This is a genomic window from Streptomyces kunmingensis (assembly GCF_039533535.1).
In the GTDB taxonomy this organism is placed as follows: domain Bacteria; phylum Actinomycetota; class Actinomycetes; order Streptomycetales; family Streptomycetaceae; genus Streptomyces; species Streptomyces kunmingensis.
This window is the reverse complement of the sequence record NZ_BAAATS010000013.1, coordinates 1-14,593: the sequence shown is the minus strand read 5'-3', so window position 1 is coordinate 14,593 and position 14,593 is coordinate 1. Positions and strand designations below refer to the sequence as shown.

Sequence of the window (14,593 nt, the reverse complement as noted above, 5' to 3'; positions counted from 1 at the left end):
CCGGCGACGGCGATGGCGATGGGGATGGCGATGGCGATCGCAACGGCGACGGATCTACGGGCCGCACCGATCACATCGTCCACCCACCCATCCACCCACCCATCCACCCACCCATCCATCCACCCATCCATCCACCCACCCACACCACCATTGAGGAACAGCGATGACCGACCCCGCGGCCAGGACCCCCAGCACGGCGCGCGACGGACGCCTGAGCTACGCGGTCTTCCAGCTCGCCCGGGCCCACCGCGGCTACGCCTCCGCCATGCTCCGCGACATGAAGCTGCACCCGGGACAAGAGCTGCTGCTCATGCAGCTGTTCGACCGGGACGGCCAGAGTCAGTCCGAGCTCTTGGAGAGCGTGGGCCTGGACCACTCGACCGTCTCCAAGTCCCTGCGCCGGATGCAGGAAGCCGGCCTGGTCAGCCGGGAGCCGGCCGAGCACGACCGGCGGGTGATGGTGGTGCGGCTCACCGACGAGGGGCGCGCCATGAAGAAGCCGATCACGGCCATGTGGCAGACCCTGGAGGAGAGTTCCGTCCTGGACCTGACGCCGGACGACATTGAGGCGTTCATCTCCATCGCGTACAAGATCGAGCAAGCGGTGAGGGAGCGTGACCACCCGGACCGCCGCTCGGACGGCCCGACCGGCGACGGAGACGGCCTGGTGTCACGCGGTGCGGGGAACGGACGCCGGTGATGCTGCTCGTTTCGAGCATCGGCCGGCGTCCGTTCGCTGCTACTTGCTACTTGCTACTGGCTATGGGCGGCCAGATGAACCCGGACCCCCGGGGCGTACAGGTAGTCAGCGCAGCCCGGCGAAGAGATCGTTCTCGGGTACGGCCGCGCCGGTGGCGTCCTGAACTCGTACGAAGGTCTCCATGCCCATCAGTTCGCCGAACTTCTCCTTGCCCATCTTGAGGAAGAAGATGTTCTCGCCCTGGCTGGCGTGCGCGGCCAGCGCGTCGAACTTCTGACCGCTGAACGCGAGGGTGTCCACCCACGTGGTGATCTCGTCATCGGGAAGGCCGATCTCGGCCAACGCGGCGGCCTCGGCAGGATCCGGCTCCGGCATGTCCTCGTTGAACTCGCGCATGATCTCACCGAACCGCTGCATCGCCGAGTGCGGCATCGTCGTCCAGTACACCTTCGGCGTCAGTTCGGTCATCTCCACCGCCGCCATCGTGATGCGGTGGGCCTGGATGTGATCGGGGTGCCCGTAGAAACCGTTCTCGTCGTACGTGACGACCACATCGGGGCGGTAGTGCCGCATGAGTTCCGCGAGCCGGGCGGCGCCTTCCTCCACGGGGGTCTGCCAGAAGGATCCGGGGGCGTCGTTGCTCGCCCAGCCGATCATCCCGGAGTCGGCATAGTCGAGCATCTCCAGGTCGCTGATCTTCAGGACCTCACAGCTCGCCTCGAGTTCCTGACGGCGCATCAAGGCGACGGCCGCCGGATCGTGCCCGGGTTCGCCGGGCTTGACACCCCCCGGTCCGTCACCGCAACCGCCGTCGGTACATGTCACGAGCACCGTGCGGATGCCCTCCGCCGCATACCGCGCGAGCACCCCACCGGTGCTGGTGGCCTCATCGTCGGGGTGGGCGTGCACGGCCATGAGCGTCAAGGGCCGGTCAGTCATAAAACAGTCCTCCAGCAGAAATATGTCTCGGTCCGAGTGCGCGGCGGGCGTACCGCGACCCCGGGGCACGGATCCTTCTGCCGGGCGGAGGACCTTTCGGTCTCCGTCTTGCCCGCCGGTACGGCGCCGGTGCCCCGGTCGATGCAACAGTGTCACCCGGACCCGCTGTTCCCGACCGGCACACCCGGTCCGGTGGCAGGTCGGTGGTGAGCCAGCCGAAGTACGGCTTTTCGGCCTCGCGGCCGGGCTTGTTCCACAGATCCGCGGCCCGCGAGAAGTTCTCGGGGCTGAGCGGGTCTACTCGACCACGACCCTGAACCTCAAAACGCACGTCCACACCCGCCCGGTCGGCGAGCGCCCCCTCATCGAGCTCGAACCCACCGACCACCCCCTGGCTGTCGAACAGCGCACGGGCACCACGCTCGACCGCGTGCGGGAGATCGCGGAGGCCGTACTCCACCCCCACCGCAGTGAGCAGTAGTGCTGCCCGACGCTTCTGCGCCGGCGGTTCCGGTCGCGCCGGCCGGACTGAGCCGGTCTGATGGGCGCCCGACCGTCTGCCGGGCCCGGGGGATCAGGGTGTGCGCTGTGCGCCGGTTCCGGATTTGTGCAGCAGGTGGGCCAGTAGTACGACGCTTCCGGTCGCTGCTCCTACCGCTCCCGCGGCCAGGAAGCTGTGCGAGGAGCGCCAGGACATCACCGACCAGCGCGACTGCGCGGAGAACAAGGACCCCGTGCTCAGCCAGGATCCGGTCGAGATCAGTGACAGGGAGGAGCCGATCGAGCCGACCGAGAGAGCACTGCCGATGGAGCCGACCGACAGGGCCGAACCGACGGACCCCACGGACAGCACCGAACCCACTGAGCCGATGGACAGCACCGAGTCCTGCGACCACAACGACAGCACTGAGCCAGAGGAGGGGCGACGGACCGACTTTGCCGGCAGCTTTGTCATGCGGTCATTTTGCCCCGCGGACGCGCCGTCCAGAAGCGCTGTGGACACCCGCGGCGCTTCCGGCGCGAAACCGGCGGTCAGTCCAGGTGCCCCACCCGGAACACGGTCGTGTATGTGCGCTCCTCGCCAGAGGCCGGGAACGTCATGGAGCCGTCCTCCCGCGCCGCGGTCTCGCCCTGCACATGGTGTGTGGACGGTTCGAAACCCACCGCACAGGCGCCCTCGCGCAGATGCAGCCACTGGAAGAAGGACGGGAACTGAGCCGTGCCGTACCGCAACTCGAAGTAGACGCCGAGGCGTTCGTTGACCAGGTGAGGGCGGACCAGCGCCAGGGGGCCGCGGACCTATAGTCGATCACATGAGTCGCTGGCAGGAACTGACAGGCGGAACGTCCGGGGAAGAGTACGCCGCGCGCTTCGATGCGCTGCGCCGCAGCGGGAAGGACGTGCACGGCGAGGCGGCGTTCTGCCAAGCCCTGGTACCCGCCGGAGCCCGGGTACTGGACGCCGGCTGCGGAACCGGGCGGGTCATGATCCGGCTGGCGGAGCTCGGGTACGACTGCGTGGGGATCGATCTGGACGCCTCGATGCTGGACGTGGCGCGGACGCAGGCGCCGCACCTGCCGTTCTTCCAGGTCGATCTCGCCGAGTTCGATCCGGCTACGCTCGGTGTCGCCGCGGACTTCGACCTCGTGGTCGCCGCCGGTAACGTCCTGCCGCTGCTCACGCCCGGGACGGAGGCCACGGTGGTCGAACGCCTGGCCGCGGCGGTGCGCCCGGAGGGCCTGCTGGTCGCGGGCTTCGGACTGGACGCCGCCCACCTGCCCGTGCCGCCCACCATCACACTGCCGGAGTACGACGCCCACTGCGCCGCGGCCGGCCTCGCGCTCGTCGACCGCTTCGCCACATGGGACGCGGCTCCCTACGACGGCGGCGGCTACGCCGTCAGCGTCCATCGCGCCCGCCCGTAGAAGCGCGTTTACGGCCTAGGCATTCGGTCCGTTCCGAAATCCCATCATGCGCACCGCATGACACGAGAGCGGAATCTTCCCTTCCCTCACAAATGGACGGAACGGCCCCGCCAGTAACCGGAGTTACACCCTCCCCAGAGTCCTCATTTTCTCCTCCGAAAGGTCGAGGAACCATCACCCCCATCTGTTAGGTTCCCGCATCGACTGGCGAAGAGCCGTAAAACGGGGGCTACTTCGCGACGACGGGTAATTCTCCACATGGGGGAGGCACCATGCTCAGACGCGTCACGATGCCATTCACCGCCTTATTACTCCTGCTCGGAACCGCGGCGCCCGCCGTCGCGGGCAACGAGAACAGTTCCGCTCCCGGAAAGACGATCTACCGGGACGACGCGGTCGATGTTTCCTATCGGCAGCTCCCGACGGACGATTCGCTGTGCTGCAAAGTGCCGCCGGAATTGCGCGGGAAGTTGCCGGCGGGCTCCTACATCGCGCAGCTCCAGATCAAGAACGTATCCAGGCATGAGATCGCCGACTGGTCCCTGACGTTCGAACTGCCGGACAGGATCACGGCGACGGAGTCGGCGAAACTGGATGCTCAGCGGGGCCGGCACACCACGATCCAGAACGCTCCGGCGACCAAGGAAATTCAGCCGGGCGCGACCTCGACGATCTGGTATCGCGCACAGGCCGACGGGACGGCGCACACACCGGCCTGGGCGACTTTCGCGGAGGACGGGGCGCGGCCGACGAAGGACACCGACGGCGACGGGCTCCCGGACGACGTCGAGCAGCGGGCGAAGCTCGACCCGTCGAGCAAGGACACGGACCACGACGGCCTGTCCGACTTCGTCGAACTGGGGAACAGAAGCAATCCGCTGAAGGGGGACAGCGACGGCGACGGAGTCCGCGACGGCATGGAGGACCCGGACGGCGATGATGTGCCGAGCCGGCGAGAGGTGCGGCTCAAGACCTCGCTCGTGCGGGCGGACAGCGACGCGGACGGGCTGGACGACGGCAAGGAGCTGGCCCGGCACACGAGTCCGGCCGAGCCCGACACCGACGGCGACGGCGTGGACGACGGCCGGGAGACGCGCATCGGGTCCGACCCACGAGTCGCCGAGTCCGCGTTCGACGTGACGCAGTCGGTGAACGGCGGCGCCACCACGGCCTCGGCCACGCTCAAGGGAGTCTCCGCCGAGCAGGCATCGACGTTCAGGATCACCAAGCTTCCGGCCGACCAGAAGCAGTTCCCGAAATCCACTCCGGGCTACGTGGGCAACGGGTACGAGTTCGCGGTGGACGGCGGATTCGACGAGGCGAAGATTTCCTTCCGGTTCGATGCGAAGTCGGCGGGGCCGGACTTCGAGCCGGCCATCTACGGCTACGACGAGAAGTCACAGCGTCTGGTCAGGCTCGCGGATCAGCAGGTGGACGGCGATGCGATCACGGCCACGGCCACATCCGGGAACTCCACGAAGTACGTCCTCCTCAATAAAAGGGTCTTCGACAAGGTGTGGGATGACACCCTCCGCAAAGACTCCCGTCAGGAATCCGACCTGTCGAAGGACACCGACCACGACGGCATCAGCGACTTCTACGAGAAGGAGATGAGGGCCGGGAATCTCGTCCTGGGCAACGGGGTGCCCGTAGGTGCGATGGACCCCGAGAACCCGGATTCGGACGGTGACGCGCTCAAGGACGGCAAGGAGGTCCAGATCGTCAAGAGCGAACTGTCCGGGACGAAGGAACTGGTCTACGCCAAGCTGGCCTCGAATCCGCTGAAGCCGGACACGGACGGCGACGGATCCCGGGACCGGGCCGACCGGCACCCGCTCGTCTTCGACCAGCCGGACATGCTGATCCACCAGTCCGCGAACCGGGAGGGCCGGCGCAAGGAGCCCGACCCCGATCACTTCCAGGTGCCGCCGAGCCGGCAGGTCGCGGACGACCTGACGTTCAACGACTACACCTATGACGAGCTGTTCGACCTCGACTGGTCCTTCTGGAATGCCGGGATCACGCCCGAGTTCCTGATGTGGGGCGAGTTCAACGACATCATGAACGCCGGAAAGTTCGGCGCGGACAGCGACAACCAGCAGGCGGTGGACGACCTGCGGAACGCCTTCCGCTACGGCCACAACGGAGAGAGCGCAGGCTCCGTCTCCGTGGACGACAACTACGATCCCGCCCGGTTCCAGCAGGTCGGCTCCGGCAGCGCCCTGTCCCGGGCGGTCGCGGCGTCACCGCAGGAGCAGAAGTACATCGACCAGGCCAAGGGGCTCATCGTCCAGTCCATCACGGACAACCGGGGCGGAACAGCGCAGTTCCAGGTCCAGGACGACCTGAACAAGAACCTGCTGTACCAGCTGTTCAAGAACACCGGGGTGCAGTACCCGGTGTACGACTTCTCCGTCGGTGATGCCAATCAGCGTGCCCTCTCCATCGCCATTCACCAGTTCCACGGGCACACGATCCAGCTGAAGGACTACAAGGTCGACGGAAACACGTTCTCCGGGAAACTGCTGTTCCACTCCTACGACCACTTCGGGCTCGACCCCGACGACGAGATCACCAACTACGGTTTCATCGACTGGTTTACGCTGCAGCACTATGACCGGTTCGATGGGAAGTACGCCCCGCCGGTCGCGGTGGCGGACGTCGAGATACCCATCAGTGGTTCCTTCTGAGGCCCTCGAGTCACAGCGGCGCCGATGGCGGCGCTCGCCGGGCCGGGTCCTGCTCGTCACGCTGATCGTCGTGGCGGTGCTGTTCCTGGCCTGGCGGGTCGTCGTCCTCGGCGCTCTGGAGGCACAGTTCGGCAGCGGTTACGACGACCGGCGGTTCTCCAAGCTGGAGAAGCAGTTCGATTCCAGGCAGGCGGCCTTCGCCGAGGCCGACGCCCGCATGCGGGAGCTGTTGGCCGCCCACCCGCGGGCCGAACGGATCGGCTGGAGCCAGGCGCTGATCTGCGTACGCGACGCCGGACAGGCCGCATCCTGCAAGCCGACGACTCCGGAGGACCAGGCGACGTACGAGGCTCTGCCGGGCGTCGACGTCATCGTGCATCAGGCGAAAGACGCCGGGCGCACGTTCTTCCGCTTCTACGGGGACGACCCGCCGCGCTACACGATCATGCACGCCTCCGACAGCACGGACGTGGCGGCATACGCGGAGGACCGCGGGTTCCGTAGCACCCGGTCACTGAAGCCGGGATGGACGATCCTCGGGCCGATCCCCGACGTCGATCGCGAGGACGATCAGTGGGAGTAGAAGTCCCGCGAATCTGCGAACGCCCACCCAGGGTGCGAAGGTCTCAGCATGAATTTCGTTGTGTCTCCGGGCGAGGTACGGGCCGCTTTCGGGCTGACGGGTGTCATCTACTTCCCCCGGCACAGCGCCGCGCACCATCAGCTGGACGGGCGCGCCACGCTCTTGCTGAGCAGCGTCGGCCTTCCGGACACCGCGTGGTTCATGTCCAGGGCCGGCCTTCACGCTGACGACCCCGTCCTCCTCAGCGAGCGCTACGCCGAGGGGACGGTTCCCGAGGGAAGCCGTGACTGGCTCGTGCTCGGCATGTTCGCCGACACCCCGCTCGCACTCGCTCCGGACACGGGGACGGTCTACGCCCTCGGGGCTGGCGAGACGCAGCTCAGCTGCACGGCACTCCATCGTGACGTCGAATCGCTCGTCCATTCCCTGACCAAGTTCCAGATCCTCCAGCAGGAACTGGAAGCCGGCGGCGATGAAGACAGGGAAGGTCGCGTCGATGCGCTCCGGGCCGAGATCACGGAGTTCGATCCGCTGCCTTTCGCGAGTGAGGACTCGCAGTGGCACCTGACCTTCGAAGAAGTCATCGACGGCATCTGGTAATCCGGACGATGCACACCTGGCGGCCGGGCAGTGCACGTCTCTTCCGCGACGTGTGGCATGGGGCAGGCGGCACGTTGCCTAGAAAGCTGCTGTGGCGCGGCGTCGATGGGTCAGGGCGAGGGCGGTGGTGGGGATCAGGGTGAGGGTGGCGATGGCGGTGCCGACCGCGGCGGGGCCGGTGGTTCCGAGCGAGGTGTCGAGGGTGAGGCCGGCGATCCAGGAGCCGACGGCGGTGCCGAGGTTGAACGCGGAGACGGTCAGGGCGGAGGCCAGGACGGGCGCCCGGCGGGCGAAGCGGACGGACAGGGACATCAGCACGGGGTTGGCGCCGAGCCCGAAGAAGCCCAGCAGGGCGACGAGAACGATGGTGGGCACGGCGTAGCCGGCCAGCAGGGAGATCGCCAGGAGCAGGAGGGTCGCTCCTGCGGCGGCCACGACGGTCACCAGGTGCGGACGGCGGTCGCCCAGACGGCCGCCGACGATTGAGCCGGCCAGGGCACCGAGGCCGAAGCCGACCAGGACCAGCGGCACGATCCCGGACGCGATCCCCGACCGGTCGGTCAGCAGCGGCGAGATGTAGGAGTACGCCGCCAGGATGCCGCCGGTCGTGGTGGCGCAGGCCGCCAGTACCAGCCACAGTCGGCCGGAGCGCAGAGCGGTCAGCTCGGAGCGGACCGACACCGCCTGCTGGTCGCCGCCGTCCTGGGGAACGGTGCGGGCGATGAGTGCGATGGCCGCCGCGGAGAGGGCCGCGAGCGCCCAGAACGGGCCGCGCCAGCCCGTGAGATGGCCGGCGAACGCACCCAGCGGCACGCCGACGACATTCGCGAGCATGGCTCCGGCGCCGACCAGCCCCAGAGCGCGCGAACTCGCGGCAGGGCCCGCCGCGCGTGCGGCGGCGACATTGGCCACCGCCCAGAAGGCGCCGGTGGCGATCGCGGTCAGGAACCGTGCCGCAAGGACCAGGGTGAAGTCCGAGCCGAGGGCGACGATGACGTGCCCCGCGGCGAAGACACCCAGGGCGAGCATCAGTGTCAGCCGCTTGGGCAACCGCAGGGTGAGCATCGCCATCAACGGTGCGCCGACGATCATCCCGACGGCGAAGACGGTGATCATCAGGCCGGTCCGGGCGACGCTGACCTGCAGATCGCCCGCGATCTCGGGCAGCAGGCCGGCCACGACGAACTCGGTGGTGCCCATCAGGAACGTGCCCAGCGCGAGCACGAGGACGACGAGCGGCAGCCGGGCGGACGGAGACCGGGGGGTGTCAGCCCGTACGGTCTCGGCGGGGGCGCGGAGGCTTGCTCCCTGAGTAGATCCTTGCCCTACGCCTTGTCCTATGCCTTGCTCTACTCCTCGCCCTACGCCTTGCCTTGATTCTCGCGTGGCTCCTCGCGTATCCATGCGTCAACTCCGTGGGGGTGCTGTTCGGTGTGCTGATCCCACGAAACCGGCATCGCCGCAGGTGGAGAAGGTTGTGTTTATGGGGGGTACAAGCTCGACCTCCCTCCGGGCGCCCCGGTGACTACCGTGGAACGCATGAACGAGCGCAGCGACCACCGCACGGAGATCCGGGACTTCCTCGCGGGCCGACGCGCGAAGATCACCCCGGAACAGGCCGGGCTGCCCACCAGCACCCGGCGTCGGGTCCCGGGGTTGCGGCGTGAGGAGGTCGCCGTACTCGCCGGCGTCAGCACCGAGTGGTACACGCGCCTGGAGAAGGGGCACATCAGCGGTGTGTCCGAGGACGTCCTCGCCGCGGTCGCCGGGGCCCTGCAACTGGATGAGGACGAACGCACCTACCTGTTCGACCTGGCCCGCGCCGCCCGGCCGGCCCGACGTACGCCGTCACGCCGCAAGGACGTCGAGGTCCCGGCCCGCATCCACTGGCTGCTCGACTCCGTGACGATGTCCGCTGCCTTCGTACGCGACGGCCGTTTGGACGTCGTCGCCGCCAACCCCCTGGCCCGGGCCCTGCATGCGCCGATGTTCGACAGCCTCGCCGTCGATGAGCGCGGCCGCGCCAATTTCGCCCGCTACCACTTCCTCGACTCCGGTTCCCGGGACTTCTTCGTCGACTGGGACTCCGGCGCCGCCGCCACCGTCGCGTTGCTGCGGGCCGAGGCCGGGCGTGAACCACATGACCGTGCCCTGCGTGAACTGATCGGCGAGCTGTCCACGCTCAGCCCCGACTTCCGCACCTTGTGGGCCGCGCACGACGTCCGTATCCGCCACGAAGGAGTCAAGCGGCTGCGACACCCCGAGGTCGGCCTCCTGGAGCTGACCTACCAGTCTCTGGATCTGCCCGTGTCCCACCGGGCCGTGCACGATCTGAGCCTCTACACCGCGGAACCGGGCAGCACGTCGGAGGAGCGCCTCAAGATCCTCGCCAGCCTGGCAGCCACCCCCTTGCCTGCCGCGGAGGCCGACGACCGGCTGCGCTGAGCAGCCAGATCCGCGTGCGGGCCGGCCGGCTCGACTACTCCGTGGCGGTCTCCTCGCGATGCGTGGCGTGGAGGCTGCCGAGCAGGGCGAGGGCCTGCGCGCCGGGGCTGCCGGGTTCGGCGTGGTAGACGACCAGATGCTGGCCAGGTGCTCCGCGGACGTCGAAGGTCTGGTAGGTGAGGTCCATCGGCCCGACGTCCGGGTGGAGCAGCTTCTTGCCGTCGCGGGTCTTGCCGTGGACGGTGTGCGAGGACCACAGGGCGGCGAACTCCTCGCTCTCCTCGGTCAGGGAGGCGACGAGGTCGTGCAGGCGCCGGTAGTGCGGGTCCAGACCTGTGGCGTGGCGCAGTCCGGCCACGACCGCCTCGGCCGCCCGCTCCCAGTGGGCGAAGAAGTCCCGGGCGGCGGGGTCGAGGAAGGTCATGCGGGCCATGTTGTCCCGGGTCTCGAACGGTGAGAACAGGGCATCGGCCAGAACGTTCGAGGCCAGGAAGTCGTTGGCCGGGTTCAGGACGAACGCGGCGGCGTTCGGAAACGCGTCCAGCAGCTGCCGCAGCGCCGTACCGACCTTCTCCCGCGGCTGCGGCCGCTCACCCTCCGGTGCGGTGCCCGCCAGCCGGAACATGTGCTCCCGCGCCGCGTCGTCCATCCGCAGGGCGCTGCCGATGGCGTCGAGGATCTGCGGGGAGGGGCTGCGCTCTCGGCCCTGTTCGAGGCGGGCGTAGTAGTCGCTGTTCATGCCGGCGAGGACGGCGACCTCCTCCCGCCGTAGCCCCGCCACGCGCCGGGCGCCGTAGGAGGCGAGCCCGACATCGTCGGGCCGCAGGCGGGCGCGGTGGGCGCGCAGGAAGTCTCCGAGGTCGTTGCTGGTCACACCGTCAGGCTAGGCGGCCCTCCGCCCGCGTGCCTGGGTGTGCCGTACCCAGGCACGACGTGTCCTGGCTCCCTTCCGTCGGCCCGGCCCAGGCTGGTGGCAGGCAAGTACGAAAGCTGAAGGAGCGCATGGTGAGGAATCAGCCGAGCCGGCCGGAGGAAGCCCTCGGGCACATGCCCCTCGACGTGGATGTCGTGGGGATGTGGGTGACCGCGGACGGGCACATCCGCCAGGAGCTGCTGCCCGACGGCCGCTACGACGAGGCCCGCGGCCGGCGCAGCAGCGCCTACACCGGCCGCTACACCGTGACCGGCAGCCATATCGACTACGTCGATGACACCGGCTTCACCGCCACCGGCGACATCCGTGACGGCGTGCTCTTCCACGAGCACCTCGTCCTGTACAAGGAAGACCAGGCATGACGCACATGGCCAAGACCTTTCTGATCACCGGCGTCAGCAGCGGCCTCGGCCGCGCCTTCGCCGTCGCGGCCCTGGACGCCGGACACACCGTCGTCGGCACCGTCCGCAACGACACCGACGCCGCGGCTTTCACCGCACTGCACCCGGAACGCGTTCACGCCCGCGTCCTCGACGTGACCGACGACGAAGCGGTCTTCGCCGTGGTGGACGAGGTCGAGAAGAGCGTCGGCCCCATCGACGCGCTGATCGCCAACGCCGGATACGGCCTGGAAGGGACCTTCGAGGAGACGTCCCTGTCCGACCTGCGTGCCCAGTTCGACGTCAATGTCTTCGGCGCGGCCGCCACGGTCCAGGCCGTCCTGCCGTTCATGCGCGGACGCCGCCGCGGGCACATCCTGGCCGTCACCTCGATGGGCGGCCTGACCAGCTTCCCCGGCGTCTCCGCCTACTGCGGCAGCAAGTACGCCCTCGAAGGCATCCTCGAGGCCGTCGGCAAGGAAGTCGCCGCCTTCGGCATCCACGTCACCGCCGTCGAACCCGGCTCCTTCCGCACCGACTGGGCGGGACGCTCGATGACCCGCACACCTCGCACCATCCCCGACTACGACGACCTGTTCGAGCCCATTCGCGCCGCACGCCGCCAAGCGAGCGGACAGCAGCTCGGCGACCCGGCCGGAGCGGCCGCAGCCGTCCTGCGCGTCCTCGACGAACCCGAGCCGCCGGCCCACCTCGTCCTCGGCTCCGATGCCCTGCGCCTGATCCGGGCGGGCCGCGACGCCCTCGACCACGACCTGAGGACTTGGGAGGACCTCACTCTGTCCACCGACTTCCCTCGGGAGGCCGAGGTGAGCCGATAGGAGGGGCGAGAACAGAGACCACGTGCTCGACCCGCGGCGGAGTCGCGAAATGAGGTCCGGCCAGTGCCCGCCAGCGGGCGAAGCCGTCGGAGGCGCGGAAAGTGACGGTGTGGTGTTCGACCGTCTCCCACCGGACCATGAGCCGGTAGCGGGTGGGGTGTTCCAGACTGCGGTGCAGGTCGATGCCGTGGCAGCCGTCGGCGTCGAGGAAGTGGGGCCGGGCCTCGGCGACGGCCTTCTCGAAGTCGTCCTCGTGACCGGGAAGAACATCGATCTGGGCGATCTCGGTGATCATGATGGGGCTCCCTGTCGTCAACGGCGGGTGCCGGCGGGCTTGTTGTGTTCTGCGTCCACCCGCGCGGTGACGCCCGTTTCGACGAGGGTGCGGGTGGCGTCGACCGACGCGTAGATCCACAGGATGCGCATCGGCTCGGTGGCGGAGGCGTTGCGGAAGCGGTGCGGGGTGCCGGCCGCCACGTATGTCGTGTCGAAGCGGGTCACGTGGTGTTCGGTGCCGTCGATCTCTACGATGGCGTCGCCCTCGAGGATGGTCACACTCTCGGGACAGTTGTGGGTGTGCAGAGCGATACCGGCGCCGCCCTCGAACAGGGTCTGACCGGTGAGGAAGACCTCGGCGCCGACGGCCTGGGTGACCAGCGGGATGGTGCGTGCGCCGCCGCCCCGGCTGAAGGCGGGCAGGTCGGCTGGGCGCAGGACGGCGGGTGGGAAGGCGCCGCAGCAGGGCTGATCGGCCTCGGCGGGTGTGCCGGGCGGGGTGTCGGTCGTGCGCATGGGCGGATCTCCGTGGGTGCGTGTGTACGTACGTGTGAGGGTGCGAGGGGGGTCAGGCGGTCGCGGGGCCGATCCAGACGGTCTTGGTGTTGACGAATTCGCGGATGCCCTCGGTACCGAGCTCCCGTCCGTAGCCGGAGCGCTTGATGCCGCCGAAGGGCAGGCGGGGGTCGGAGGCGACCATGCCGTTGACGAAGACGGCGCCGGCGTCGAGGACACGGGCGAGGCGGCGGGCCCGGTCCAGGTCGGAGGTCCACAGGGCGGCGCCCAGGCCGTACTCGGTTCGGTTGGCGAGCGTGATGGCTTCGTCGGCATCGGCGGCGCGGGTGATGGCGGCCAGGGGGCCGAAGGTCTCCTCGTCGAAGGCGGCCATGCCGGGGCGGACATGATCGAGGACGGTGGGCGGGTAGTAGCAGCCGGGCCCGGCGGGGAGCTGCCCGCCGGCCTTGAGGACGGCGCCGGCGGCGACGGTGCGCTCGACCTGGTCGTGCAGGGTGGCGCGGAGGTTCGCACGCGCCATCGGGCCGATCGCGGTGTCCGGGTCGGTCGGGTCACCCACCCGGAGCGCGGCCGCCGCCTCGGTGAACGCGGCCACGAACGCGTCGGCCACCGCGTTCTCCACGATGAAGCGCTTGGCGTTGACGCAGGACTGGCCCGCGTTGACGTACCGGGCCTTGACCGCGGTGGCGGCGGCCAGCGGGATGTCGGCGTCGGCGAGGACCACGTACGGGTCGGAGCCGCCGAGCTCGAGGACCTGCTTCTTCAGTACGGCCGCGGCCTGGGCCGCGACGATCGCGCCGACCTCGGTGGACCCGGTGAGAGTGACGGCGGCGACGCGCGGGTCGGCGATGATCCCCGAGACCTGGTCGACCTCGACGAGCAGAGTGCGGCACAGGCCCTCGGGGGCGCCGGCCTTGCGGACGACCTCTTCGACGGCGAGGGCGCACTGCGGCACATTGTTGGCGTGCTTGAGCAGGGCGCCGTTCCCCGCGGCGAGGGCGGGCGCGGCGAACCGGAAGAACTGCCAGAACGGGTAGTTCCACGGCATCACCGCGAGGACGACACCCAGCGGGTCGTAGACGACGGCGCTCTCGGTGGCCTGGGAGGCGACGGGCCGGTCGGCGAGCTGGGCCGGAGCGTTCTCCGAGTAGTACTCACAGGTGAGCGCGCACTTGTCGATCTCCGCGCGGGCCTCGGTGATCGGCTTGCCCATCTCGGCGGTGATGAGGGCCGCGTAGGTGTCGCGGCCCTCCCGCAGGACGCGGGCCATGTCCCGCAGGAGGGGGGTGCGTTCGACGACGGGGCTGCGGCGCCAGGCGGCCTGGGCGGTGGCGGCCGCTTCGAGGATGCCATCGACCTCTTGCGCGGACTGCGGGTTGTAGCGCGCGAGTTCGGCGTCGGTGGCCGGGTTGCGGGAGGTGATCATCAGAGGTGTCTCCGGTGTTCGCGAAGGTGCCGGGGGGAAAGGTGCCGGGGGACTCGGCGGCTAAGCGGGCACGGTCCAGCGGTTACGTACGGCCGCCGCGCACGGCCGGTTGCTCCGCGGCGATCCGCTTGTTGCGGCGGACCGAGGAGAAGAACGACCAGGCGATCAGGACGACGCCGATGAGGCCCGTGATGATCTCGTTGATCTCGTAGCGGATGGTCACCAGCAGGATCACGGCAAGGGCGCCGATCGCGTAGTGCGCGCCGTGCTCCAGGTACACGTGGTCGTCGAGCGTGCCCTGGCGGACCAGGTAGACGGTGAGGGATCGGACGTACATGGC

The 14,593-nt window shown here is 69.0% G+C and carries 17 protein-coding genes and 1 pseudogene; 9 read left to right on the top strand and 9 right to left on the bottom strand.

What is annotated here, in order from left to right:
* The first annotated feature begins 163 nt into the window (after positions 1–163).
* On the top strand, positions 164–700 hold the full coding sequence (locus ABD366_RS16700) for a MarR family winged helix-turn-helix transcriptional regulator (protein ID WP_324766936.1): 537 nt from the start codon (positions 164–166) through the stop codon (positions 698–700).
* A 105-nt stretch (positions 701–805) separates the two neighbouring features.
* Here ABD366_RS16700 and ABD366_RS16695 read toward each other — a convergent pair whose 3' ends face one another.
* Positions 806–1,639: a PIG-L family deacetylase gene (locus ABD366_RS16695; protein ID WP_324766937.1), complete on the bottom strand. Its 834-nt coding sequence runs from the start codon at positions 1,637–1,639 to the stop codon at positions 806–808.
* Between the two features lie 295 nt (positions 1,640–1,934).
* On the opposite strand from ABD366_RS16695, the pseudogene ABD366_RS16685 reads away from it, so the two are divergent.
* Positions 1,935–2,120 (top strand): annotated as a pseudogene (locus ABD366_RS16685) (DUF2199 domain-containing protein); the annotation flags it as partial.
* A gap of 93 nt (positions 2,121–2,213) precedes the next feature.
* Here ABD366_RS16685 and ABD366_RS16680 read toward each other — a convergent pair.
* Entirely contained in the window at positions 2,214–2,594 is a 381-nt protein-coding gene (locus ABD366_RS16680) for a hypothetical protein (protein WP_324766938.1), read from the bottom strand.
* 77 nt (positions 2,595–2,671) lie between these two features.
* Complete coding sequence (locus ABD366_RS16675) at positions 2,672–2,905, bottom strand: DUF4432 family protein (RefSeq protein WP_344442012.1); 234 nt, start codon at positions 2,903–2,905, stop codon at positions 2,672–2,674.
* 47 nt (positions 2,906–2,952) lie between these two features.
* On the opposite strand from ABD366_RS16675, the gene ABD366_RS16670 reads away from it, so the two are divergent.
* The 4 genes from ABD366_RS16670 (at position 2,953) to ABD366_RS16655 (ending at position 7,437) form a co-directional block, all read left to right on the top strand.
* Entirely contained in the window at positions 2,953–3,564 is a 612-nt protein-coding gene (locus tag ABD366_RS16670; RefSeq protein WP_324766939.1) for a class I SAM-dependent methyltransferase, read from the top strand.
* 272 nt (positions 3,565–3,836) lie between these two features.
* Positions 3,837–6,254, top strand: coding sequence for a DUF3289 family protein (locus ABD366_RS16665; RefSeq protein WP_324766940.1), 2,418 nt, complete (start codon positions 3,837–3,839; stop codon positions 6,252–6,254).
* The gene (locus ABD366_RS16660; RefSeq protein ID WP_324766941.1) at positions 6,241–6,837 is read left to right on the top strand and encodes a hypothetical protein; all 597 of its coding nucleotides are present in this window, start codon (positions 6,241–6,243) and stop codon (positions 6,835–6,837) included. The genes ABD366_RS16665 and ABD366_RS16660 overlap by 14 nt, the downstream gene beginning before the upstream one ends.
* A 48-nt stretch (positions 6,838–6,885) precedes the next feature.
* Complete coding sequence (locus ABD366_RS16655) at positions 6,886–7,437, top strand: SUKH-4 family immunity protein (protein ID WP_324766942.1); 552 nt, start codon at positions 6,886–6,888, stop codon at positions 7,435–7,437.
* A gap of 78 nt (positions 7,438–7,515) precedes the next feature.
* Here the strand turns inward: ABD366_RS16655 and ABD366_RS16650 are convergent, their stop codons facing one another.
* Positions 7,516–8,661 (bottom strand): MFS transporter, encoded by a 1,146-nt coding sequence (locus ABD366_RS16650; protein WP_324766944.1) that lies wholly within the window; start codon positions 8,659–8,661, stop codon positions 7,516–7,518.
* Positions 8,662–8,976: 315 nt separating this feature from the next.
* On the opposite strand from ABD366_RS16650, the gene ABD366_RS16645 reads away from it, so the two are divergent.
* A complete protein-coding gene (locus ABD366_RS16645; RefSeq protein WP_324766946.1) occupies positions 8,977–9,882 on the top strand; it encodes a helix-turn-helix domain-containing protein in 906 nt (301 codons plus the stop codon).
* Between the two features lie 34 nt (positions 9,883–9,916).
* Here ABD366_RS16645 and ABD366_RS16640 read toward each other — a convergent pair whose 3' ends face one another.
* On the bottom strand, positions 9,917–10,756 hold the full coding sequence (locus tag ABD366_RS16640) for a helix-turn-helix transcriptional regulator (protein ID WP_324766947.1): 840 nt from the start codon (positions 10,754–10,756) through the stop codon (positions 9,917–9,919).
* Positions 10,757–10,884: 128 nt separating this feature from the next.
* Here ABD366_RS16640 and ABD366_RS16635 point away from each other — a divergent pair, with 128 nt between their 5' ends.
* Together ABD366_RS16635 and ABD366_RS16630 are read left to right on the top strand one after the other, a co-directional pair.
* Positions 10,885–11,178 carry an Atu4866 domain-containing protein gene (locus ABD366_RS16635; protein ID WP_324766948.1) on the top strand — a complete coding sequence of 98 codons (294 nt, stop codon included), beginning with the start codon at positions 10,885–10,887 and terminating at the stop codon, positions 11,176–11,178.
* Complete coding sequence (locus ABD366_RS16630) at positions 11,175–12,035, top strand: oxidoreductase (protein ID WP_411293641.1); 861 nt, start codon at positions 11,175–11,177, stop codon at positions 12,033–12,035. Before ABD366_RS16635 ends, ABD366_RS16630 begins: the two co-directional genes overlap by 4 nt.
* Here the strand turns inward: ABD366_RS16630 and ABD366_RS16625 are convergent.
* The 4 genes from ABD366_RS16625 to ABD366_RS16610 form a co-directional block, all read right to left on the bottom strand.
* Positions 11,989–12,330 (bottom strand): antibiotic biosynthesis monooxygenase family protein, encoded by a 342-nt coding sequence (locus tag ABD366_RS16625; protein ID WP_324766949.1) that lies wholly within the window; start codon positions 12,328–12,330, stop codon positions 11,989–11,991. The genes ABD366_RS16630 and ABD366_RS16625 overlap by 47 nt on opposite strands.
* A gap of 17 nt (positions 12,331–12,347) precedes the next feature.
* The gene (locus ABD366_RS16620; protein ID WP_324766951.1) at positions 12,348–12,827 is read right to left on the bottom strand and encodes a cupin domain-containing protein; all 480 of its coding nucleotides are present in this window, start codon (positions 12,825–12,827) and stop codon (positions 12,348–12,350) included.
* Between the two features lie 52 nt (positions 12,828–12,879).
* Positions 12,880–14,253: an NAD-dependent succinate-semialdehyde dehydrogenase gene (locus ABD366_RS16615; RefSeq protein WP_324766952.1), complete on the bottom strand. Its 1,374-nt coding sequence runs from the start codon at positions 14,251–14,253 to the stop codon at positions 12,880–12,882.
* An 82-nt stretch (positions 14,254–14,335) separates the two neighbouring features.
* On the bottom strand, positions 14,336–14,593 hold a 258-nt coding region (locus tag ABD366_RS16610; protein ID WP_344441975.1), incomplete at its 5' end, for a DUF475 domain-containing protein.

Excerpts from the sequence above, each read along its gene's own strand:
- ABD366_RS16700 (WP_324766936.1), top strand. The coding sequence starts at position 164 with ATGACCGACCCCGCGGCCAGGACCCCCAGCACGGCGCGCGACGGACGC.
- ABD366_RS16695 (WP_324766937.1), bottom strand. The coding sequence starts at position 1,639 with ATGACTGACCGGCCCTTGACGCTCATGGCCGTGCACGCCCACCCCGAC.
- ABD366_RS16680 (WP_324766938.1), bottom strand. The coding sequence starts at position 2,594 with ATGACAAAGCTGCCGGCAAAGTCGGTCCGTCGCCCCTCCTCTGGCTCA.
- ABD366_RS16670 (WP_324766939.1), top strand. The coding sequence starts at position 2,953 with ATGAGTCGCTGGCAGGAACTGACAGGCGGAACGTCCGGGGAAGAGTAC.
- ABD366_RS16665 (WP_324766940.1), top strand. The coding sequence starts at position 3,837 with ATGCTCAGACGCGTCACGATGCCATTCACCGCCTTATTACTCCTGCTC.
- ABD366_RS16655 (WP_324766942.1), top strand. The coding sequence starts at position 6,886 with ATGAATTTCGTTGTGTCTCCGGGCGAGGTACGGGCCGCTTTCGGGCTG.
- ABD366_RS16645 (WP_324766946.1), top strand. The coding sequence starts at position 8,977 with ATGAACGAGCGCAGCGACCACCGCACGGAGATCCGGGACTTCCTCGCG.
- ABD366_RS16635 (WP_324766948.1), top strand. The coding sequence starts at position 10,885 with ATGGTGAGGAATCAGCCGAGCCGGCCGGAGGAAGCCCTCGGGCACATG.
- ABD366_RS16630 (WP_411293641.1), top strand. The coding sequence starts at position 11,175 with ATGACGCACATGGCCAAGACCTTTCTGATCACCGGCGTCAGCAGCGGC.
- ABD366_RS16625 (WP_324766949.1), bottom strand. The coding sequence starts at position 12,330 with ATGATCACCGAGATCGCCCAGATCGATGTTCTTCCCGGTCACGAGGAC.
- ABD366_RS16620 (WP_324766951.1), bottom strand. The coding sequence starts at position 12,827 with ATGCGCACGACCGACACCCCGCCCGGCACACCCGCCGAGGCCGATCAG.
- ABD366_RS16615 (WP_324766952.1), bottom strand. The coding sequence starts at position 14,253 with ATGATCACCTCCCGCAACCCGGCCACCGACGCCGAACTCGCGCGCTAC.